Origin of the sequence: Clostridium sp. CF012, assembly GCF_018861755.1 — a bacterium.
Classification (GTDB): Bacteria; Bacillota; Clostridia; order Clostridiales; family Clostridiaceae; genus Clostridium_AD.
Genome location: NZ_JAHLEF010000007.1, coordinates 103850 through 125749, shown reverse-complemented (window position 1 = coordinate 125749; position 21900 = coordinate 103850). Strand labels below are relative to the sequence as shown.

Genomic DNA, 21900 nt, shown 5'->3' with positions numbered 1-21900 from the left:
CTAATATAAAAGTGCTCTTGTAATTTTAAAAATTACAAGGGCACTTTTATATTATATTGGTTTTATGTGTAATTTTTTCTATATTTAAATTAGATGGTTGAAGTGTTATAATAAGTAAGAGGTGATACAAAGTGCCAAAAAAAAATTTGAAAACAGTCTTTCTTACAATCGGTGTAGTTATAATAATATTAATAACAGTATTTATGGTTGTGTGTTTTACAAAAGGGGATAGTGCAGCAAAAACCTTTGATGCATATAAGAATAATTGGGTAAAGAAGGATTTTAAAACCATGTATAGCATGCTTTCAGTTAAAACTAAGGAAATAGTAACCGAAAAGCAATTTGTAGATAAATACACTAATATTTATAGTGGAATAGAGGTTAAAAACATATCAATTAAAGTGGAGAATGAAGAAAAAATTGAAGATGGAAACAAAAAAACTATTAACATACCATTTTCCATAACTATGAATACTGCTGCAGGACAATTAGATATGCCGGGCTACCAGGCAAATATGGTAAAAGAAAAAGTTAACAATAAAAAGAAGTGGACCCTACTTTGGAATGAGAAGCTGATATTTCCTAAAATGGAAGCCGGAGATAAGGTTAGGATAACTCCCGAACCTGCAATACGCGGGGAAATTTATGATAGAGATGGAAAACCACTTGCAATAAATAGTACAATTGTCAGCATTGGGATAGAACCTATTAGATTTGTTAAAAATAAAGACACTAATATATCTCAAATGGCTAAAATGCTAGATATTGATGCCTCAGTTATAGAAAATAAACTAAAAGGTAATGAAAATTCTAATCAGTTTACACCAATTATAAATATTTTAAGTACTGAAAAAGTAAAGATAGATGGAGTAATGAAGATTGAAGGGGTAATCCATATGAAGCCTAAAGGGAGAGTATATCCAGGTGGGGAATCCTTTGGGTCGCTTATAGGGTATATTAAACCAATAACTGCTGAGGAGCTAGAGAATAATAAAGGACAGGGTTATAGTTCATCTAGTTTGATAGGTAAGGCAGGTCTGGAACAGGTGTATGAAAAAAGACTTAGAGGAGAAAATGGAGCAAAAATATTCATATTAAAACAAAAGGATGGGAAGGAAGATGTAATTCTTAAAAAGGAATCTAAAGCTGGTGAAAATATAAAATTGTCAGTAGATATTGAACTTCAAAAGAAGATATATGCAGGGATGAATAATGAGGCAGGAGCCTGCGCAGCGTTAAATCCAAAAACAGGAGAAGTATTGGCTTTAGTGAGTTCGCCTTCATATGATTCAAATGCATATACCACTTATGTTTCTAATACCCAAAAGAAAGCATGGGAAAGTGGTAAGAGTCCAATTGTAAATAGATTTAAATTTGCATATTCTCCAGGCTCTACATTTAAATTGATAACGGCTGCAGTTGGACTCGAGCAAGGTACGATAAAACCTAGTGAACTTATAAACATACCGGGAAAGGATTGGCAACCAGATAAATCTTGGGGACCCCATATGGTTACTAGAGTTAGTGATAAGGTAAAGTCAGTGAATTTACAGGATGCATTTGTATACTCAGATAACATATACTTCGCAATGGCAGCTCTTAAAATAGGTAAAGAGGAATTTATAAAGGGAAGTAGCAAATTTGGGATAGGAGAAAAACTTCCAATAGATTATCCCATAGTAAATTCACAAGTAGCAACTAAGAACATTATTAAAGACGATGCCGCATTAGCGGATACTGGTTATGGTCAGGGGCAAGTACTTATGAGTCCACTGCAGGTTGCACTTTCTTATAGCGCAGTTGTTAACAATGGAAACATTATGTCTCCAACTTTAGAAAGTTTTAATACAAAGGTAAAGTCTAAGGTATGGAAAGCTAATGCAATTTCTGTGGGTAATATAAAAGTTATAAAAGATGGTCTCACTGCAGTTATAGAAAATCCAAATGGTACAGGTAATTTGGCAAAAATTAATGGGGTGGCTCTTGCAGGTAAGACTGGAACAGCAGAACTCAAAAATGCCAAAGACACTATAGCAGAGGAGAATGGATGGTTTGTATGTATGGATACTGAGAGTCCCCAAATAGTAGTAGCAATGATAATTGAGGATGTCAAAAATAAAAAGGGTAGTCATTATGTGGTACCTATTGTAAAAGGAGTAATGGAATATTACTTAAAAACAAATGAATAGTCTTTTGCAAATAAAAAATAGCATCTAAAATGTTTTAGTAAAACTGCTTGCTAGAGCATTTGATTTTTTTATTATATGAAAAAAGAGGAAATAATTATTTTTTAGAGAAATACATTTAGTAGAAGCAACATAATTATTTGACAAGACAAAGGAGGAAAGATGCTAATGAAAAAGTTTGTTGATATAAACAGTGATTTAGGAGAAAGTTTTGGCGCTTACAAAATTGGACTTGACGAAGAGGTACTGAAGTATATATCATCAGCTAATATTGCATGTGGATGGCATGCAGGGGACCCTATTGTTATGAGGAGGACTGTAGAAGCAGCTTGTAAAAATGGTGTAGGTATTGGTGCACATCCTGGATTTCCAGACATTATGGGTTTTGGAAGAAGAAATATGACAGTATCTCAAGACGAGGTAAAGCAGTACACCATATACCAACTTGGGGCACTATACGGTTTTGTAAAAGCAGTAGGAGGAAAAATGCAACATGTAAAACCTCATGGTGCAATGTATAACATGGCAGCTAAAGATGAAAAACTAGCGCGAGCAATAATAGAGGGTATATGGGAAGTTGATAGGGATTTGATAGTTCTCGGACTTTCTGGGAGTGAAATGGTCAATGCAGCAGTGGAAAAAGGATTAAAAGCTGCAAATGAAGTTTTTGCAGATAGGGCATATAATCCTGATGGAACTCTTGTTCCGAGAAGCCTTCCAGGTTCCATGATTCTCGATAAGAATATAGCTATTTCAAGGGTAATAAGAATGGTAACAGAGGGAAAAGTCACGGCAATAAACGGTGAAGATTTGGACATAAAGGCAGATTCAATATGTGTTCATGGAGATAATCCAGAGGCTGTGGAGTTCGTTCTACTTATAAAGGAAGAGATGTTAAAAGCCGGAATAACAATAAAAGCACTGCATGAATTTATAAAATAGGGAGTGACTTAATGAATAACAATATACATTCAGACAAAAGGCATATAAACGTAAAAAAGAAAAGTAATTGGGGGGTGCTTATTGGAGCCGCATTCCTTATGGCAACATCAGCTATAGGACCGGGGTTTATAACTCAAACAGCTGTATTTACAGAAAAGTATAAAGCTAATTTGGGATTTATTATACTGCTTACTATTATTGTAAACGTTGTAGCTCAACTAAATATATGGAGAGTCATTGGTGTATCAGGGCTTCGAGGTCAGGATATTGCTAACAAGACACTACCTGGTCTTGGTGTTTTTCTAGCAGTTCTGATATGCCTTGGCGGACTTGCATTTAATATAGGAAATATTGCGGGCGCTGGCCTTGGTATTAATGTAATGTTTGGTGTAGATGCTAAAATAGGTGCAGCTATTAGTGCAGTTATTGCTGTTTTAATATTTACCTCTAAAGAAGCCGGAAAAGCAATGGATAATTTTACAAAGGTACTGGGTGTACTTATGATTGTTGTTGTGGGATACGTGGCATTTAAAACACAACCGCCAGTAGGAGAAATGATTATAAGCACATTTATACCCACCAAGTTTGACTTTCTACCTTTTATAACCCTTGTGGGTGGAACCGTAGGCGGCTACATAACATTTGCAGGGGGACACAGACTAATAGATGCTAATATTACCGGAGAGGAAAGTTTGGGTGAAATAAATAAAAGCTCATTAATTGGTATAATAGTAGCGTCATTGATGAGAATACTTCTTTTTGCTGCTATTCTTGGAGTTGTTGTTAATATAGGTAAACCACTTGGCACAGAGAATCCTGCAGCTGAAGCTTTCAAGATTGGAGCCGGTAACCTTGGGTATAAGTTCTTTGGAGTTGTACTCTGGTCAGCAGCTATATCCTCAGTGGTTGGGTCAGCGTATACATCTGTATCATTCTTAAAAACACTTGCGCCAATTTTTGAAAAAAATACGTCAAAATTTATAATAGGGTTTATAGCTGTATCAACCTTGATATTCCTAACAGTAGGTAAGCCTGTGAAGTTACTTGTAGTAGCTGGTTCATTAAACGGGTTGATTCTTCCTATTGCACTTGGAATAATACTTATTGCTTCTAAAAAGAAAAGTATTATAGGAGATTATAAACATGCAAAATGGTTAATGTATTTGGGCTATATAGTTGTAATATTAGCACTTATTGCAGGTTATCAGTCACTGGGAGGAATATTTGAACTATTGAAATAGGAGGTGAATACAAACTATGTATGAAAAAGCAAAGTATTTATTGGCAGGAGATAGAGCATTAGTTATAGAGTTTGGAGATGAAATTGAAGAAGGGATCAACTCAAAAATCAGAAGTCTTACACTTGCATTGGAAGGAGAGAGTATTGTAGGCATAATAGAGACTATTCCAACATATAGGTCACTGATGGTAATTTATGACCCTATTATAATAGAATTAGATGAGCTTATAGATAAAGTAAAGTCTATCGGGACAAAAATGGATGAAATGAGACTTCCTGCAGCTAAAGTTATAGAGATACCAACACTTTATGGCGGGGAATATGGACCTGATATTGAGTTTGTGGCACAGCACAATAAAATATCTATAGAAGAAGTAATAAAGATTCATGCGTCTAAGGAGTATTTGATTTATATGATTGGATTCACTCCTGGTTTTCCCTATCTAGGAGGTATGAATGCTAAAATAGCGGCGCCTAGGCTGCAAGCCCCAAGAACAAAAATACCCGTTGGCAGCGTAGGAATTGCAGGCGAGCAGACCGGTATTTATCCTATAGAGAGCCCTGGAGGATGGCAATTAATTGGCAGGACACCCGTTAAATTATATGATCCATACAGGAAGGAACCAGTGCTATTAAATGCAGGTGATTTTATAAAGTTTGTACAAATAGATGAAGTGGAATATGAAAATATCGAGGCGTTGGAGAGAGAAGGGAAATACAACGTAATTACAAGTGAAAAGGAAAGAAGGTGAGTATATGACAATAATGAAAATATTAAAGCCAGGTATGTATACCACCATTCAGGATGAGGGCAGATATAGTTATCAAAAATCTGGTATGTCTGTGGCAGGAGCAATGGATAAATTCGCTCTAAGAGTGGCAAATATTATTGTAGGCAACAGCGATGGTGAAGCATGTTTAGAAGCTACCCTTATGGGTCCGGAAATAAAATTTCTAGGTGAGGCGGTAATTGCAGTTACAGGTGCCAATCTTGTACCCATGATAAATAATGTGGTCGTAGATATGTGGTGTGGAGTTAAAGTGTCAGATGGGGATGTGCTTTCCTTTGGAACTGTAAAAAGCGGATGTAGGAGTTATATATCAATAGCGAATGGCATAGACGTGCCAGAGGTTATGGGTAGTAAGTCTACCTATGTGAAGGGTAAGGTTGGAGGCTTCCAGGGAAGGATACTGAAGGCTGGGGATGAGATAAAGATAGGAAGTTCAAAAGCTGGTACCGTAAAGCTTCCAACTAAGTTTATACCATGTTATAAGAAGGAAAATATAGTAAGAGTAGTTATGGGACCTCAGGATGATTATTTTACAGGGGCGGGTATCAATACATTTTTTAATTGTCCCTATGAAGTGACAATTGAAGCTGATAGAATGGGATATCGTTTATCAGGCACAAAGATCTCCCATAAAGTCGGTGCAGACATTATATCAGACGGAATAACTATGGGGTCGGTGCAGGTTCCAGGACATGGTGCTCCTATAATTATGATGGCGGATAGACAAACTACTGGGGGGTATACAAAAATTGCCACAGTAATAACTTCTGATATAAACATAGTTGGCCAGTTGAAACCTGGTGACAGTGTCAGGTTTAAAGCAATAGACATTGTGGAAGCTCATAAGATATACAGGAAATACATGAAAGATTTCCATGAGATAAGAGAATGTGTGGCAAAGTTAAGAACGGACAAAACAAGTTCTAAAAATTTTAAAGTAAGGGTAAATAATAAGGAATTTGAAGTGAGTATAGAGGAAATTAAGTAATAACAGTCCTAGCGTAGGGAAACACTAAAAATCTAAAAGTGCTCTAGAAAAACTGCTAGAGCACTTGATTTTGGAGAATAGAAGTCGCTTTGGAGGGTTAGTAAGCTCATTTGGGTAATATTCGTTTATGTGTTAAAAGTATTTAAATTAGTAAAATCATAATGAATTATAAAATATTGCCATGTATACTAATAATTGGTTATTTGTGCTATAATGTATAGTTAAGGGGAATTTTTTATAATTAGTTTAATTTATTAATTTTCTAAAAAACTTACCAAGCTATAGTGAAAATTGTAATAACTAATACAGTATTAGACTTGTTTAGATGTACAATACCATAAATTGTGCACAAGATTATATTGAAAGGAAGTCAGGAGAGTAAAGCTACTTAATATGGAAATCCTTGATAATATTATGTGTTACAATCTTAATATTTATGATGAGCTTTGTAAGGATGTTGTAATTTATGAGGGGGAGATGAGAAACAGTATTAGATTTAGGGTATAGTTATATAGTTGAAAACTAACGAGAAGAGGATTCTATCACTAAAAAATTTAGGAGGCAGTTATTATGGATTTATTGATTTTGGCCCCAATTTGTTCAATATTAGCCCTTAGTTTTGCTGGATATCTTGCATATAAAGTATTAAAAGAAGATGAAGGAACGGAGCAAATGAAAAAAATTGCTACGGCGATCAGAGAAGGTGCAGATGCTTATTTGAAAAGGCAATACACGGGAGTTGCTCTTTTCTTTGTAGTTATGTTTGTAATTCTAGGAATACTTGCAGCATTTGGGTTTCTTACGCCATTTGTACCATTCGCATTTATAAGTGGAGGTTTCTTCTCAGGTCTTTCAGGCTTTATAGGAATGAAAATTGCCACTCGTGCAAATGTTAGAACTACACATGCAGCTGGGAAAAGTCTTAACAGTGCTTTAAAGGTTGCTTTTTCAAGTGGTGCAGTAATGGGGCTTACTGTTGTAGGTCTTGGACTTCTTGATATTAGCATATGGTATTATTTATTAGATTTTTTCTATAGGGATTTAGATGCGGCATTAAGAATTCAAAATATAACAAGTGCAATGATTACTTTTGGAATGGGAGCTAGCTCCATGGCATTATTTGCTCGCGTTGGTGGAGGTATATTCACAAAAGCTGCAGATGTAGGTGCAGATCTTGTTGGTAAGCTTGAAGCAGGAATTCCTGAGGATGATCCAAGAAACCCTGCAGTTATAGCAGATAACGTTGGAGACAATGTTGGAGATGTAGCTGGTATGGGAGCAGATCTTTACGAATCCTATGTAGGATCAATAGTATCCACAGCAGCTCTTGCCGTAGCAGCTGGACTTGGAGTTAAAGGTGTTGCAATTCCTATGATTATAGCGTCAATTGGTGTAGTTGCATCTATTATTGGAACTTTTTTTGTTAAATCAGGAGAAAAAACTGAGCAAAAGGGTCTTTTAGCAGCTCTCAGGCGTGGTGTTTATGCAAGCTCTGCAATAATTGCAATACTTGCCTTTTTCCTAGTTTGGAATGTACTTGGATGGGAGCATATCGGAGTTTACTTTGCTATATTAAGTGGGCTTATAGCAGGTAATTTAATTGGTTTTTGTACAGAATACTTTACGTCAGATACGTACAAGCCTACTAAAAAGCTAGCGCAGACAACAACAACTGGTGCAGCCACGGTTATAATAGGTGGTATTTCACTAGGAATGATGTCTACTTTTCTACCTGTTATAATTGTGGCTATGGCAATCGCCGCTAGTTTTTATTTTGCTGGTGGATCAGGAGATTACAATATGGGTTTATACGGCGTGGGAATAGCTGCAGTAGGTATGCTTAGTACACTAGGTATAACTTTAGCTACGGATGCTTATGGTCCTGTAGCAGATAACGCTGGTGGAATTGCAGAAATGACTCATCAGGATCCGATAGTACGCGAGCGAACAGATGCGCTTGATTCACTAGGAAATACTACAGCTGCTACAGGCAAAGGTTTTGCTATAGGTTCTGCAGCACTAACAGCTCTTGCACTTATTGCAGCATATAGGGATCAAATAGAAATCATTGTGAAAAAAGAAAATTTGGATTTTGTTTTCGACTTGTCAATATTAAACCCACAGGTTCTTATAGGGTTATTTATAGGTGGAATGGTACCTTTTGTATTTGCAGCATTAACAATGGATGCAGTAGGTAAAACTGCGCAACTTATAGTTGTAGAAGTTAGAAGACAATTTAAAGAGATATTGGGTCTTATGGAAGGAACCGCAGAAGCTGACTATGCAACCTGTGTTGATATCTGTACAAGAGCAGCTCAAAAGGAAATGATTTTACCGGCACTACTGGCTATTATTATTCCAATAACAGTTGGACTACTTTTAGGTGTAAATGGTGTGGCAGGACTCCTGGCAGGAGCAACTGTAACGGGTTTTGTACTTGCAGTTATGATGGCAAATTCAGGTGGAGCTTGGGATAATGCCAAAAAGCATATCGAAGCTGGGAACTTGGGTGGAAAAGGATCAGATTGTCATAAAGCGGCCGTTGTTGGTGACACAGTAGGAGATCCATTTAAGGATACCTCAGGCCCAGCCATAAATATATTGATTAAGTTACTTTCAATGGTATCAATAGTATTTGCAGCATTTATTTTGAAGTTTTCAATATTTTAAGTAAACTAAAAGCGGCTCGCTATTAATTTAGGGAGCCGCTTTTAAAGTTAAAAACTATTAAACAGTTTGAACTATCTCATCGTAGCCTCTTCTATGTGCTCTTGGGTAAAGTGTCTTGCTTGCATCTAGGTATCCAAGAGAAATTAGCATTACTACTGTCTTATTTTCACTAAGTCCAAATTCGCGTCGGACGCCTTCGAAATCCATGCCACTCATTGGATGAGAATCTACTCCAAAGCTCTTTGCTGCATACATTATAGACATGGCTAGAAGCCCTGCATTACTTTCAGCAAACTTTAATTTATTTTCCTCTGTTGTGCCATATAAACTTTGTGCAAAACCTTGAGTACCTGCTAATTTTTCTTGATCATTACCAAGCATCTTTAACATGTCCTGCCATGTAGGATTAGATGCTTCATATCCAGTTTTATTTCCTACAATTATTAAAGTTACTGGAGCTTCTAATATCTTAGGTTGACTACTTGAAAGTTGATGTAATCTTTTTTTAGCTTCCTTTGACTTTACCGCTATAATTTCCCAAGGTTGAAGGTTAAATGCTGAAGGAGCAAGTACTGAAAGGTTAATTATATCCTTAAGTAATGCATCTTCTAGATTCTTATTTATATCAAAGAAATTGATAGACCGTCTATCTTCATAGGCTTGTTTTAAATTCATTTAAATACACCCCTTGTACTTTTTATTATTTATAGTTATCTATTACTAATAGTTACAAACTACTAATAACTATTATTTACTTTATAGTAGTATAATAACAATAACCAATTGATTATGTCAAGTATATATTAAAATTGTTTTTACTTATTTAATAATATAAGAAAGGTATTGAAAATATTTAGTCGAATTAGATATAATAAGCTATAATATATTTTGTATTTCAATAATTGCAAACATGAAAGGATTTTTTTATGAATAATAATGGAAATAAAAATAAATACATGGAAATAATGGACATTGATCCATATCTTATATCCTTTGAAAAGGATATTCAACTCAGAGGGTCGAAATATACATCTTGCAAAAAAAAATTACTATCTAATAATCAAAGTTTGCAGTCCTTTGCTAACGGAGACTTATTTTATGGGTTTCATTGCATACAGGATGGCTGGATTTATAGAGAATGGGCTCCGGGAGCTGATGCACTTTATTTAATTGGAGATTTTAATTATTGGGATGCAAAGTCACATCCAATGCAAAAAAAAGAAAATGGAAATTGGGAGATATTTTTGCCAGGACTCAAAGCTCTAAAGCATAAGTCTTATGTTAAGGTAAGAGTAGTGGCTAAAAATGTGTCAAGAGATAGAATTCCACTATATATTAAACGTACTGTTCAAGATCCTGTTACTCACGATTTTGTTGGACAGATTTGGCAACCAGATTATGATTTTAAATGGCAGGATAGTGAGTTTCATGTTGATAAAAAAACGTCCCTATTTATATATGAGGCTCATGTAGGTATGGCTCAAGAAAAAGAAGCTATTGGTACTTTTAAAGAATTTACAGAAATTACGCTTCCAAGGGTAAAAGCTGCTGGTTATAATACGGTACAGCTTATGGCAGTAATGCAACACCCTTATTATGCTTCCTTTGGTTATCAAGTATCTAATTTTTTTGCTGTTTCATCATGGTTCGGAACCCCAGAAGAACTTAAAGTATTAATAAATACCGCTCACTCTATGGGTATAGCAGTATTACTTGATTTAGTGCATTCTCATTCAATTAAGAATATAGCTGAGGGCATTAATGAGTTTGACGGAACAGATTATCAATTTTTCAATACTGGCGCTTTAGGTAATCATTCGGCTTGGGGTACAAAACTTTTTAATTATGGAAAACCAGAGGTTCTTCATTTTCTTTTGTCAAATATTAAGTTTTGGCTAGAGGAATATCATTTTGATGGGTATCGATTTGATGGTGTTTCTTCTATGTTGTATCATCACAATGGGCTTGGAGTAGCCTTTACAGATTACAGTAAATACTTTAGTATGGATACTGATATAGAAGCAATTACTTATCTTCAATTAGCTAATGATTTGATAAGGCAAGTGAGACCTAGTGCAGTAACTATTGCTGAGGACATGAGTGGAATGCCTGGAATGTGTTTGCCAGTGAGTTCTGGCGGTTTGGGCTTTGACTATCGTTTATCTATGGGAGTACCCGATCTTTGGGTAAAAATACTTAAAGAACTACCAGATGAAAAATGGAGTATGAGTAATCTTTGGTATGAATTGACTAATAGACGACCTCGTGAGAAAAACATAGGTTATTCTGAATCACATGATCAGGCACTAGTAGGCGACAAGACCTTAATGTTCCGTTTAGGGGACAAGGAAATGTATACTCATATGTCAAAAAATGATGATAATTTGGTAATAAGTAGAGCTGTAGAACTTCTCAAACTCATTAGGTTTATTACTATAACTTTAGGTGGTGAAGGTTATTTAAATTTCATGGGTAATGAATTTGGTCACCCAGAATGGATCGATTTTCCACGAGAAGGTAACAATTGGAGTTATCATTATGCAAGAAGACAATGGAGTTTAATGGAAGACAAGCAGCTAAAGTATGAATATTTATCAAATTTTGATAGAGAAATGTTGGATTTAGTAAAAACCTATAATGTTTTAAGTGCTTGTGACCTACAAAATCTTTGGACTGATGAGGAACATAAATTGCTTGCTTTTAGAAAAGGTGCATTGGTATTTTTATTTAATTTTAATACATCTGTTTCTTTCACTAAATATGAACTCCCTACTGATGAAATGGGTGAATATAAAATCGTGTTTAATAGTGATGAAAAAATATTTGGTGGGCAGGGTAGAATTGCAAGTGATTATATTTACCATACAGAAACACTGAAGCAGAAGGGAAATAAAACTGGGGTTATAATATATTCACCTAGTAGAACAGCACTGGTACTAAAGAAAGTGAGGTAATACTTATAATACATTTTATAGATGAGTCTTTCATATTGGAGGGAAAAACATGTTAAATCCGGGACAAATACTAGATGAAAAATACGAAATAATAAAGGTCTTAGGACGAGGCGGTATGTCTACAGTTTACCTGTGCAAGAATAACAGGCTAGGAAATTTTTGGGCAGTTAAGGAGGTAGAAAGCCAATGGAAAGATAAAATAGATTTTCTTGCTGAGCCTAATATACTAAAGAATTTAAATCACATAGGAATTATACGAATTATCGATATCTTTTATGAAAACGATAATTTATATATTGTGGAGGATTACATTGAAGGAAAGACTTTAAAGGAGCATGTGAATTCTAATGGTGTGCTTTCACCAGAGCTTGTATCTGACATATCACTACAACTATGCAGTATATTAAGTTACCTTCATAGCTTTAATCCACCCATTATATATAGAGATTTAAAGCCTGCTAACATAATGATAAAACCTAACAACAAGGTAGTGCTTATTGACTTTGGAATAGCTCGGACCTATAAGGAAAATCAAGAAGGCGACACTATGATTTTAGGTTCTATGGGATACATAGCGCCAGAACAACTTATAAATGCTCAATCCAACGCCCAAACAGACATTTATTCTCTTGGTGCCACCATGTTTTTTATGTTTACAGGTAAATCCATAAACATACCCTCAGAGCTTATATTTGAAGATAATTATAGCTTGGATGCCACTAAAAGTTTAGTTAGTGTAATTCAAAAGGCCTCAGCTTTAGAGCCTAAAAACCGCTATAGTGATGTAAACCTAATGCTCCCTGAGCTAAATGCTATTAAAGCTGACAAGGAATATGACAAAACAATGTTTATGGATTCAAATGAATCCTATGCTGAGGCTACCAAAGCTGTTTTGGTAGCGGATAAAAGGATTGGGAAGAAAGCTAAACTAATTATAATAACAGTACTTGCTTGTATAATGGCTTTGGTTGTTATTTTAGCCTTGAGCATGAATAATAAAGGAGTAGATAAAAATGCTTCTTCAACTGCTGCTAAAACAACGGAAGCAAATACTACAAAAACAACTGAAGAAACTAAGGCAATTGTTGAACCTCCAAAGGAAGTTGTAGAAGAGGACACTATTGTTAAGGGGATATTAGACATGAAAAGCACCGCGGAATTAAGTGCTGAACCCGGAAAGGCAAAAGATAAAGGCAAGGGCAAGGGAAAGCATAAGAATGAGGAGGATGAAGATCTTCCTGTACAATTCACTTTAAATCCTGCAGCAGCTATTTCTAACTCAAAACTATCGGTTTCTTTAACAAGCATTCTGCTTATAAAGGATGCTGTTATCGTTACATTAAACATTGAAAATATAGCTGCTACTACACAAAGATTAGATATAAGCAAAACTTATTTAGTAAATGATAAAAATGAAGCTACAAAAAGCTATAATCAGAGTTCAACTACTATGATGCTAATTCCACAAAGCTCTGACATTCAGGAAATTAAGCTATACTTTAAAGATTTCGATTTAGAAAAAGGAGCTTATATATTGAAAACAGTTTTAAGTTCTGCTACAAATAAAGATATAAATTTATCTGTTGATATTAAAAAATGATGATAATTTATGCCATATACATTATGTATATGGCATAGTTTTTTATGAAAATAATATTTTAATCTCACCTGGTGCTAAATGTAGTTTCAAGTATCCAAATGTCATTAGAAATTTTTTCCTCTTAGTATTTTATTAACTCTTTAAATTTTTTACTTTCCTGTACATTATCAAAATCCTCTTCATTTTTTGCTGCATTTCTAATATTTGGGTTAATATCAATGGCTAGTTTCAAATATTTTATAGTACTTTCAATATCACCTTTTCTTCCATAAATACTAGCTATACCATAATAGCTCCATTCGAATTTTTCCACTTCCAAATCTTTTTTATACCATTTGATAGCTTCATCATAATGTCCGTATAATTCATTAGCTAGTGCTTTATTAAATCTTGCATAACCATAATCAGGCTTAAGTTTTAAAGCAATGTCAATTTGCGCCATACCACTTTTGAAGTTTCCACTGTAAGCTAATGCAATCCCTTCAACCGCATATGCTTTATAAAAGTTAGGATCTTCTTTAATTACTTGTCTTTCAGTTTCAATAGCTTGCTTATATTTTTTTTCGAAAAACTCATCATAACCTAGTTTCCATCTTTTTTCTAAGTTCTCTTGCTTTTGTTTTAACTCTTGTTGTTTTTTAATTTTAGCATCTTCTAATTTACGATTTATTATTTCTTCACTTTTATTAGTATTTACTTCAGCTTTATTGTTTGTTTGAATCACACTATTATTTTTTGAATTAAGGTTTTTAATTGCAGTACTAACTATTATGCCCGCAAAAACAATAAAAATTAATATTGGGAATTTAAACCATCGAGATTTCATATTTTCCACCTATTCTTTTATTATAGGGCTTTAAGTTGACACTTAAAACCCTATAAAGCTATGTATTCCTTATTTTTTTGAGGTTAAAGTTAAATTGATATATGGGATTATATATTTTTCCCTTTTTCGCGAAGAAAGTCTATTAATATTGCTTTATTTGTATTAATAATAAGCTCTTCAGGCATATTTATAGTTTTAAGTGCTTTTTCTGCAACTGTAAAATTTCCTATAGAAAAACAGAAATGAGCATCACTATTTACAATAATCCTTACACCAAATTGTTTGCAAAGGCTTACTATTTTAATGCAATTCACGTCACTGCCTATCCTTGAGGATACAAAAGAACTATTATTTAATTCTATCAGTATATTTTTTTCTTTTGCTTTTTTTACTATTTCTTCCTCGTGTATAGGGAATTTTGGATTTCCCAAATGTCCTAAAATATTTACATTTGGATTATCCATAGCTTTTAAAATTGTGGCTGTATTTAAATCCGCACTCTTTCCACCTTCCATAAGTGGCTCATGCATGCTTACTATCATAATGTCAAGACCCTTTTGTATATCTACTGGTAAATCAAGATTACCTTCATAATCAATTATATTAGCTTCACATCCGTAAAGCATTTTAACACCGTACAATTCTCTTGGCAGTACTTTAAAGTTTCCAAAATACCAAACATCAGGGGAACCAGGCATATTAGGACCGTGATCAGTAACTCCTAATATCTCTAGGCCTATCTCACTAGCATATTTTGCGTTTTCCATTAGTGTGCTGTATGCATGACCACTGACTATAGTATGGGTATGTAAATCCGCAACAAATTTCATAAAATCTCTCCTTTACGTTTCCTTTGTCTCTCCTTATTGTATACCAAAATTTAAGATCATTGTTAAAACTTTTGATATAATATTTAATAATTACATATTTAGTTATGGTTACTTCTATAATATGAAGGAGATTGTCCTATGGTTTTTTTAAATTGTTTCGAAAAAATAAATTGATCAGAGTAACCAATTGTAAGTTACTTTAAAAAATTAGCAGAATGTAATATGAAACTAAAAACTCTAAAGTTTAAAGGGTTAGATCCAGAGATGAATTATATAGTAATTGGTACAGATGAAATATATGGTGGAGATGAGCTAATGTATGCTGGCATGGTTGTGCCAGAACTTAAGGGGGATTTCACAAGCTGCGTTAGGAGATTAAAAAAACATTAACAATGTTAACAAAAATATAAATTAATAAAATAGCCTATATCTTTAATTATTATGTAAATTAAGATATAGGCGTTATATTTTGCTGAAAGTAACTTATATACTTTTAAGTTCTTAAACACGGACTATATTTAAATTACTGTGAATTTTCCACCATAAACAATGAAACCTATTACAACAACTACAAATAACAGTAGAATATATATTACTTCAAATAAATTCCCCGCATCAGAGCCTGTGGTAATATGAGGTGGTAATTTAAGTTTAAACTTACCTATTTTTTCTAAAAAATGAACAAGTTTATTATGAAAACCTAATTTTTTTAATAATGACCCAATAAATCTCGGCATTGAAAGTACTGGAACCCCTTCCTTTGTAAATATATCAGCCCAATAAATATGACTTATATAACCAACAAAAAAACATCCTGTTAAATATTCGTAGCCCAATTTATTAAATACATAGGAAGCTGAAATGGTAAAAATAGCAACCCCTTCTATTGAGTGCAAAAATGTTCTATGAGGGAAGGTTGCTATACCAATTAACAAGATACAAATAAGATAAATAGTTGGATCCTTTAAATTGGTAAAGTTATAAACTGCTAAAATTATGCTTGAGCCAGCATAAGTTAAAAACATGGATATTCTTACAAAATCATTGGAGCCCACACTTATTATAGCTGATAATTTCTTATATACGGATCCAATTAGGGGGATTCTTTTAAAATTTCTTTCATTAGTTACACCTAAAACTACAAAAATGAAAGCCATAGAATATGTAAATATATGAGCATATATATTTATATGAGCATACTCCTCAATATATTTTATTTCTGCTAACTCACCTGTGATAGTTTTTGAATACCACAAAATTAGTGCGCCAAGTCCAACCCCTAAGATTAATCTTAGCAATAACTTTAATATTTTTTCTACATCGTTAATCACTTTATTACTTGTACCTGTAAGTGGGTTCATGTGATTTATCTTACTATGCTGACTATCCGCATCAACAAGTAATCCTGAAAGCCCTGCAGTTGCAAGGCCTATAAGACTTATTCCCATGGGAACATCTATATATTTATTGTTGAATATTAGCATTGAATTAATTGCAGGGATTGTTGCTACTATTGCATAGGATAGCATTGCTATTTTTTGATGCGATTTTCCATTCATATTATGTCCACCTTACCTTTTTAATGTCATTGAAAAAATCGTAAGCAAAATTGATTAGATATTATTTTTCAAATACTTAACTATATAACTTAATGTGTAAAAATCGCAATCTAATTGAGCTTGAATCATATTTAATCCTTTAATTAAGGTTTGTTCATCAAAGTTTTCTAGTAATATCATTAGACTTATCGTGTTAATGCCACCATCTTTTGTATCAAGTACTCTAGCAGCTTTAACATATTTATTTTTCATTGAATTTATAACTGCGATTCGAAGTTCTTCACTAATTTCAATTTCAGGCATTTCACTAAATACTTTAGTATCTGAATTTTTAATACTAAGATTCTTAGCTTTTGTAAGATCAGTTGATAAAAATATAGTATTTTTAAATTCTGCATCTTTGAAATCAGCCCCATCTAAATTTACGGAGTCGAAAATAGCATTTTCAAATATAGTATTTTTAAAATCACTGCCCTTTAGATTTGTTCCAATGAATTCAGCCCATTTAAAGGTACATTCAAAAAAAACACAGGATTTAAAATGTGCGCCCCTAAAAGTTACAAAATCAAAATTTGACCTTGTAAAATCACAATTGTAGCAATTGCTTCTCTCAAGATTTTTATACATAAAATTCTTATCCTTTTTCTCTATATTATTGTATACAAAATTATTTCTAACACTATGATTCTTACCCATTTTTACCTCCATGGCAAATACATTTATTTGCCTTCCTTCTATATAGTATTCTTAAATAAAAAGACTCCTAACCAATTTTGAGAAGTGGCTAAAAGTCTTCATATTTCATTATAAATACTATACACAAATTCAGTAAAAGTCAATGATTTATTAAAATCTTATATTTTTGAATCATTTATAACTGACTTAAGTACCTTTGAAGATTCAATAAGTTGATTGTTTTCATCTTCATTTAGGTTAACATGTAATATTTTCTTTACTCCTTGTCTACCTATAATTGTTGGAACTCCCATATAAACGTCTTGAATTCCATATTCACCTTTTAAAAGAGAGGATACCGTAAGAATAGAGTTTTCATTGCTTAATATTGCTTCAACTATCCTTTTTATAGCTAGTGCAACAGCATAATAGGTTGCACCCTTTTTTTCAATTACATTATAGGCTGCTTGTTTTACGTCATTATATATATTTAATTTTAGTTCTCCACCACATTTTTTTGCACAAGTATCGCAGTACTCATCAACATTCATACCTGCAATGCTGGTTAAACTCCAAGTGGCAATTTCTGAGTCCCCATGCTCACCCATTATATAGGTGTGTATATTTCGGGGGTCAACTTCAAAATGCTGACCAAGCATATATTTAAACCTTGAAGTATCAAGAACTGTACCTGACCCAATTACTCTATTACTTGGAAAGCCTGAAAGCTTATAGGTTATATAGGATAATATATCCACAGGATTTGATACTACTAATAATATAGAATCTGGGCTATATTTTACAACCTCTGGGACAATGCTTTGAAATATTTTTAGATTTTTTGAAATACATGTAAGTCTAGAGTCTCCAGGTTTTGGACCAATTCCTGCTGTGATAATTACTATATCTGAATCTTTTGTGTCGGAATATTCTCCAGACTTTATATCTATAGGTCTTACAAAGGGAGCACCATGGGATAAATCCATTGCCTCGCCTTCAGCTTTTTCTTTATTTATATCTACAATTACAATTTCAGATGCCAGTCCACTAGTCATTAGAGCAAAGGCTGTAGTAGAACCCACAAAACCTGCTCCAATTATGGATATTTTATTTCCTCTTGTTTTCATACAAAAACTTCCCTTCGTTCAATATCATACTAACATTATATACTAAATAATAGTTATTATCAATTATGTATTCTAAATCTTACTATTCTCAAAAAGTAATTCCTTGACAAATAAGCCCAACATGTTATACTATTTCAATATTAAAGAATTTACAGGTACTAATTCAAACTTTTGTGAGGCGTAATTATGAAAAATATCATTGTTAAAGGAATCAGCCAAAAAGTATATTTTTATTTTAGCTTTAGTTATCGTTATTTTAGCGTTAGCTACTTTTTGTGCAAAAAAATATATATGATTTCTTTAAATAATGAGTTTAATAATAAAACTATAATACCAGTATATGCTGATTTATAGAAAGTAAACTGTGTCTGCACGCAAGGAAGACTCATTATAAGAGGTCTTCCTATTTTTTTAAAGGAAGACCCATTATAAGGGGTCTTCCTTTTTTTATAAATTTTTATAAGGAATTATAACCGAAACACTTTATTAAATTTCAGGCAGAAAATAATATTTTAGGAGGAATTTTAAATGGTAATTGTAATGAATCCAAATGCAAAACAAGATGAAGTTAGAGGTATTGTGATAAAACTAGAGGGGTTAGGTTGCATCGTTCATGTTTCCCAGGGAGAAAACCATTGTGTTTTAGGACTTGTTGGAGACACAAGTAGAATAAACATAAGCCAGATTGAAGCAGAGGAATTTGTTGATAAGGTTATGAACGTTCAAGCTCCGTACAAAAGAGCTAATAGACTTTTTCATCCTGAAGATACTATAATAAAAGTAGATGATAGAACAATAGGCGGAAAAGAACTAGCAATAATAGCTGGACCTTGCGCTGTGGAAAGTGAAGCACAACTTATAACTATTGCTAAAGATGTAAAGCTAGCAGGCGCTAATTTTCTAAGAGGAGGGGCATACAAGCCAAGAACTTCTCCTTACAGTTTCCAAGGAATGGAGGAAGAAGGATTAAGAATATTATTAGAAGCAAAAAAAATAACAGGACTTCCAATAGTTACTGAAGTTATGAGTGTAGAGCTAGTTGAGAAAATATCACAATATGCTGATGTATTGCAAATTGGAGCTAGAAACATGCAAAACTTCGATCTTTTAAAGGAAGTAGGAAGATGTAATAAGACAATACTTTTAAAAAGAGGTATGAGTGCAACCATTGAAGAACTTCTTATGTCAGCTGAATATATTATGTCAGAGGGAAATGAAAATGTAGTTTTATGCGAAAGAGGAATTAGAACCTTTGAAACTTTTACAAGAAATACACTAGATTTAAGTGCAATTCCAGTGCTTAAGAAGCTCACTCATTTGCCGGTTATAGTAGATCCAAGTCATGCTACTGGTAAATGGTGGTTAGTAGAACCCTTGGCAAAGGCTGCCATAGCCGTTGGTGCCGATGGGCTGGAAATTGAGGTGCATTACGATCCTGCTAATGCATTGTGTGATGGGGCACAATCTTTAAAACCAGAGAAATTCAAGACTTTTATAGATTCAGTAAGAGCAATTGCAATATCGCAAGATAGAATAATTTAAGAGGTGGTAAAATTAGACTTTAGTGACTTTAATATTACAATTGTGGGCTTAGGACTTATAGGTGGTTCCTTTTCCATGGCACTAAAAGAATTAAAACCTAAAAACCTTTGGGCTATAGATATTGATAGTGATGTTTTAGAAATAGCGGAGAAGATGAATATTATTGATAAGGGATATACAAGCCCAAAAATACCACTTATGAATTCGGACATTGTTATACTTGCCATTTATCCTCAAAAGACCATTGATTTTGTGAAAGTTAATATGAATTTCTTTAAAAGTGGAGCGGTTATTACAGATACTGCTGGCATTAAGAGTGATTTACTAAGAGAAATTATGCCGATACTTCGGGAAGATTTAGATTTTATAGGTGGTCACCCTATGGCAGGAAAAGAAGAATCTGGATTAAAGGCCGCCACTGTGGATATGTTTAAACATGCTAATTATATTTTAACCCCGATAGATAGCAACAAGGAGGAAAATATAAATTTAGTAGGGGAGCTGGCAAGGGGGATGGGATGCAAAAGAGTGGTCCACCTTACTCCTGTGGAGCATGATGATATAATTGCTTATACAAGCCAGCTTCCACATGTTATAGCTGTTTCCTTAATAGATTGTAATAATTCAATTATGGAAATATCGAAGTTTGTTGGAGAAGGTTTTAAGGATACAACTAGAGTCGCTACTATAAATGAGGAATTATGGCCTGAATTACTCTTGTATAACAAAAAAAATATAATTAATAAAATACAAGACTTTGAAAATAATATAAAAGAGATAAAAGATGCAATAATTAAAGGTGATAAAGCTTTTTTAAAGAAAAGGTTTGAGAGTGCGACCAATAAGAGAAAGGAGCTAGGCTAAGATGTATAGTATAGAGGTAGAAGCATCAAGTGGAAGTTATCCAATATACATTAAGAATGGATTACTAGAACAAATTGGCAGTGAAGTTAAAAAGATATATAAAGGAAGAAAAATAGCTATAGTAACAGATTCTAATGTTAATAAATTTTATGCCCCAAAGGTCATTAGCTCTTTAAAATCCGAGGGATTTGAGACTTTTAAAATTGTGGTCAAGGCAGGTGAAGAAAGCAAGTCTTTTGATACTCTTTTTGGAGTATACGATAAACTTTTAGATTTTAAGATAAACAGAGGAGATATTATAATTGCCTTAGGCGGTGGAGTTGTTGGAGATATGACTGGTTTTGCAGCCGCAACTTTCTTAAGAGGTATTCCTTTAATACAAATTCCAACTACATTACTAGCACAAGTGGATAGTAGCGTAGGAGGTAAGGTTGCAGTAGATCTGCCTCGTGGGAAGAATCTTGTAGGAAACTTTTATAATCCAAAGGCGGTTTTTATTGATCCATTACTGCTGGGAACACTTAATGATAAGTTTTTTAATGACGGCATGGGTGAAGTTATAAAATATGGAGCAATTAAAGATATAGAGCTATTTTATAAATTGATGAATTATGAAAATAAAGAATCTATTTTAAAAGACATAGATGAAATCATTTATACTTGCTGCAGGATTAAGGCTGCTGTGGTTGAAAAAGATGAGATGGACACTGGAGAAAGAATGTTACTAAACTTTGGTCATACCATAGGCCACGCAATTGAGCAGTTCTTTAATTTTAAAGAGTATTCCCATGGAGAAGCGGTGGCAATAGGAATGTATGCTATAACAAAATTAGGGGAAGAACTAGGGATGACTAAAATTGGAACATCAAGTACTATAAAAGATATATTAATTAAGTTTAATTTACCGTGGACCTTGCCTGAAATAAAAACTGAAGTTATAATTGAAGCTATTAGTCATGATAAGAAAAACCTTGGTGAATATATGAATTTCATATTAATTGAGTCCATTGGTAATAGCTTTAGTGGTAAAATTCAGGACTCTAAGATTGTGGATTATTTACAAAGAAATCATAAATAAATTACTATATTGAATTGAGGTGAAAGCT

At 33.5% G+C, this 21900-nt stretch carries 19 protein-coding genes; 12 read left to right on the top strand and 7 right to left on the bottom strand.

The genetic code is table 11. From position 1 onward, the window contains the following. Positions 1–131: 131 nt before the first annotated feature. From KPL50_RS09060 to KPL50_RS09035, 6 genes are all read left to right on the top strand, one after another. A complete protein-coding gene (locus KPL50_RS09060; protein WP_216298133.1) occupies positions 132–2189 on the top strand; it encodes a penicillin-binding transpeptidase domain-containing protein in 2058 nt (685 codons plus the stop codon). Positions 2190–2354: 165 nt separating this feature from the next. After that, complete coding sequence (locus KPL50_RS09055) at positions 2355–3128, top strand: LamB/YcsF family protein (RefSeq protein WP_216298201.1); 774 nt, start codon at positions 2355–2357, stop codon at positions 3126–3128. An 11-nt stretch (positions 3129–3139) separates the two neighbouring features. Further along, entirely contained in the window at positions 3140–4369 is a 1230-nt protein-coding gene (locus KPL50_RS09050; protein ID WP_216298132.1) for an NRAMP family divalent metal transporter, read from the top strand. A 16-nt stretch (positions 4370–4385) separates the two neighbouring features. Beyond that, complete coding sequence (gene pxpB / locus KPL50_RS09045; protein WP_216298131.1) at positions 4386–5120, top strand: 5-oxoprolinase subunit PxpB; 735 nt, start codon at positions 4386–4388, stop codon at positions 5118–5120. Between the two features lie 4 nt (positions 5121–5124). After that, complete coding sequence (locus KPL50_RS09040) at positions 5125–6147, top strand: biotin-dependent carboxyltransferase family protein (RefSeq protein WP_216298130.1); 1023 nt, start codon at positions 5125–5127, stop codon at positions 6145–6147. A 570-nt stretch (positions 6148–6717) separates the two neighbouring features. Then, the gene (locus KPL50_RS09035) at positions 6718–8817 is read left to right on the top strand and encodes a sodium-translocating pyrophosphatase (protein WP_216298129.1); all 2100 of its coding nucleotides are present in this window, start codon (positions 6718–6720) and stop codon (positions 8815–8817) included. 57 nt (positions 8818–8874) lie between these two features. Here the strand turns inward: KPL50_RS09035 and KPL50_RS09030 are convergent, their stop codons facing one another. After that, the gene (locus KPL50_RS09030) at positions 8875–9492 is read right to left on the bottom strand and encodes a nitroreductase family protein (RefSeq protein ID WP_216298128.1); all 618 of its coding nucleotides are present in this window, start codon (positions 9490–9492) and stop codon (positions 8875–8877) included. A 251-nt stretch (positions 9493–9743) separates the two neighbouring features. Between KPL50_RS09030 and KPL50_RS09025 the strand changes: the two genes are divergently transcribed. Continuing rightward, the gene (locus tag KPL50_RS09025; RefSeq protein ID WP_216298127.1) at positions 9744–11771 is read left to right on the top strand and encodes an alpha-amylase family glycosyl hydrolase; all 2028 of its coding nucleotides are present in this window, start codon (positions 9744–9746) and stop codon (positions 11769–11771) included. 49 nt (positions 11772–11820) lie between these two features. Further along, a complete protein-coding gene (locus KPL50_RS09020) occupies positions 11821–13371 on the top strand; it encodes a serine/threonine-protein kinase (RefSeq protein ID WP_216298126.1) in 1551 nt (516 codons plus the stop codon). Between the two features lie 121 nt (positions 13372–13492). On the opposite strand, the gene KPL50_RS09015 is transcribed toward KPL50_RS09020, so the two are convergent. The 3 genes from KPL50_RS09015 to KPL50_RS27850 form a co-directional block, all read right to left on the bottom strand. Then, on the bottom strand, positions 13493–14197 hold the full coding sequence (locus KPL50_RS09015) for a tetratricopeptide repeat protein (protein WP_216298125.1): 705 nt from the start codon (positions 14195–14197) through the stop codon (positions 13493–13495). Between the two features lie 107 nt (positions 14198–14304). Next, complete coding sequence (locus KPL50_RS09010; RefSeq protein WP_216298124.1) at positions 14305–15027, bottom strand: phosphatase; 723 nt, start codon at positions 15025–15027, stop codon at positions 14305–14307. A gap of 98 nt (positions 15028–15125) precedes the next feature. Further along, positions 15126–15215, bottom strand: coding sequence for an AraC family transcriptional regulator (locus KPL50_RS27850; RefSeq protein WP_216298200.1), 90 nt, complete (start codon positions 15213–15215; stop codon positions 15126–15128). On the opposite strand from KPL50_RS27850, the gene KPL50_RS09000 reads away from it, so the two are divergent. Then, positions 15214–15417 carry a GH36 C-terminal domain-containing protein gene (locus tag KPL50_RS09000; protein ID WP_309245155.1) on the top strand — a complete coding sequence of 68 codons (204 nt, stop codon included), beginning with the start codon at positions 15214–15216 and terminating at the stop codon, positions 15415–15417. The two genes, KPL50_RS27850 and KPL50_RS09000, sit on opposite strands and share 2 nt — an antisense overlap. A gap of 128 nt (positions 15418–15545) precedes the next feature. Here KPL50_RS09000 and KPL50_RS08995 read toward each other — a convergent pair whose 3' ends face one another. From KPL50_RS08995 to KPL50_RS08985, 3 genes are all read right to left on the bottom strand, one after another. After that, positions 15546–16586, bottom strand: coding sequence for a metal-dependent hydrolase (locus KPL50_RS08995; RefSeq protein ID WP_216298122.1), 1041 nt, complete (start codon positions 16584–16586; stop codon positions 15546–15548). A gap of 54 nt (positions 16587–16640) precedes the next feature. Further along, positions 16641–17282, bottom strand: a complete 642-nt coding sequence (locus KPL50_RS08990; protein ID WP_216298121.1) for a pentapeptide repeat-containing protein — start codon at positions 17280–17282, stop codon at positions 16641–16643. Between the two features lie 158 nt (positions 17283–17440). Continuing rightward, a complete protein-coding gene (locus KPL50_RS08985) occupies positions 17441–18388 on the bottom strand; it encodes an L-lactate dehydrogenase (RefSeq protein ID WP_216298120.1) in 948 nt (315 codons plus the stop codon). A gap of 528 nt (positions 18389–18916) precedes the next feature. On the opposite strand from KPL50_RS08985, the gene aroF reads away from it, so the two are divergent. The 3 genes from aroF to aroB are packed head-to-tail and all read left to right on the top strand — an operon-like array spanning position 18917 to position 21872. Continuing rightward, positions 18917–19930 carry a 3-deoxy-7-phosphoheptulonate synthase gene (aroF, locus tag KPL50_RS08980; protein ID WP_216298119.1) on the top strand — a complete coding sequence of 338 codons (1014 nt, stop codon included), beginning with the start codon at positions 18917–18919 and terminating at the stop codon, positions 19928–19930. Positions 19931–19933: 3 nt separating this feature from the next. Further along, entirely contained in the window at positions 19934–20794 is an 861-nt protein-coding gene (locus KPL50_RS08975) for a prephenate dehydrogenase (protein WP_309245153.1), read from the top strand. A 1-nt stretch (position 20795) separates the two neighbouring features. Next, complete coding sequence (gene aroB / locus KPL50_RS08970; protein WP_216298118.1) at positions 20796–21872, top strand: 3-dehydroquinate synthase; 1077 nt, start codon at positions 20796–20798, stop codon at positions 21870–21872. Positions 21873–21900: the final 28 nt, after the last annotated feature.

Coding starts and splice junctions, on each gene's coding strand:
- KPL50_RS09035 (WP_216298129.1), top strand. CDS start 6,718: ATGGATTTATTGATTTTGGCCCCAATTTGTTCAATATTAGCCCTTAGT.
- KPL50_RS09040 (WP_216298130.1), top strand. CDS start 5,125: ATGACAATAATGAAAATATTAAAGCCAGGTATGTATACCACCATTCAG.
- KPL50_RS09010 (WP_216298124.1), bottom strand. CDS start 15,027: ATGAAATTTGTTGCGGATTTACATACCCATACTATAGTCAGTGGTCAT.
- aroB (WP_216298118.1), top strand. CDS start 20,796: ATGTATAGTATAGAGGTAGAAGCATCAAGTGGAAGTTATCCAATATAC.
- KPL50_RS09050 (WP_216298132.1), top strand. CDS start 3,140: ATGAATAACAATATACATTCAGACAAAAGGCATATAAACGTAAAAAAG.
- aroF (WP_216298119.1), top strand. CDS start 18,917: ATGGTAATTGTAATGAATCCAAATGCAAAACAAGATGAAGTTAGAGGT.
- KPL50_RS09030 (WP_216298128.1), bottom strand. CDS start 9,492: ATGAATTTAAAACAAGCCTATGAAGATAGACGGTCTATCAATTTCTTT.
- KPL50_RS09055 (WP_216298201.1), top strand. CDS start 2,355: ATGAAAAAGTTTGTTGATATAAACAGTGATTTAGGAGAAAGTTTTGGC.
- KPL50_RS08995 (WP_216298122.1), bottom strand. CDS start 16,586: ATGAATGGAAAATCGCATCAAAAAATAGCAATGCTATCCTATGCAATA.
- KPL50_RS09020 (WP_216298126.1), top strand. CDS start 11,821: ATGTTAAATCCGGGACAAATACTAGATGAAAAATACGAAATAATAAAG.
- KPL50_RS09025 (WP_216298127.1), top strand. CDS start 9,744: ATGAATAATAATGGAAATAAAAATAAATACATGGAAATAATGGACATT.
- pxpB (WP_216298131.1), top strand. CDS start 4,386: ATGTATGAAAAAGCAAAGTATTTATTGGCAGGAGATAGAGCATTAGTT.
- KPL50_RS09015 (WP_216298125.1), bottom strand. CDS start 14,197: ATGAAATCTCGATGGTTTAAATTCCCAATATTAATTTTTATTGTTTTT.
- KPL50_RS08985 (WP_216298120.1), bottom strand. CDS start 18,388: ATGAAAACAAGAGGAAATAAAATATCCATAATTGGAGCAGGTTTTGTG.
- KPL50_RS08990 (WP_216298121.1), bottom strand. CDS start 17,282: ATGGGTAAGAATCATAGTGTTAGAAATAATTTTGTATACAATAATATA.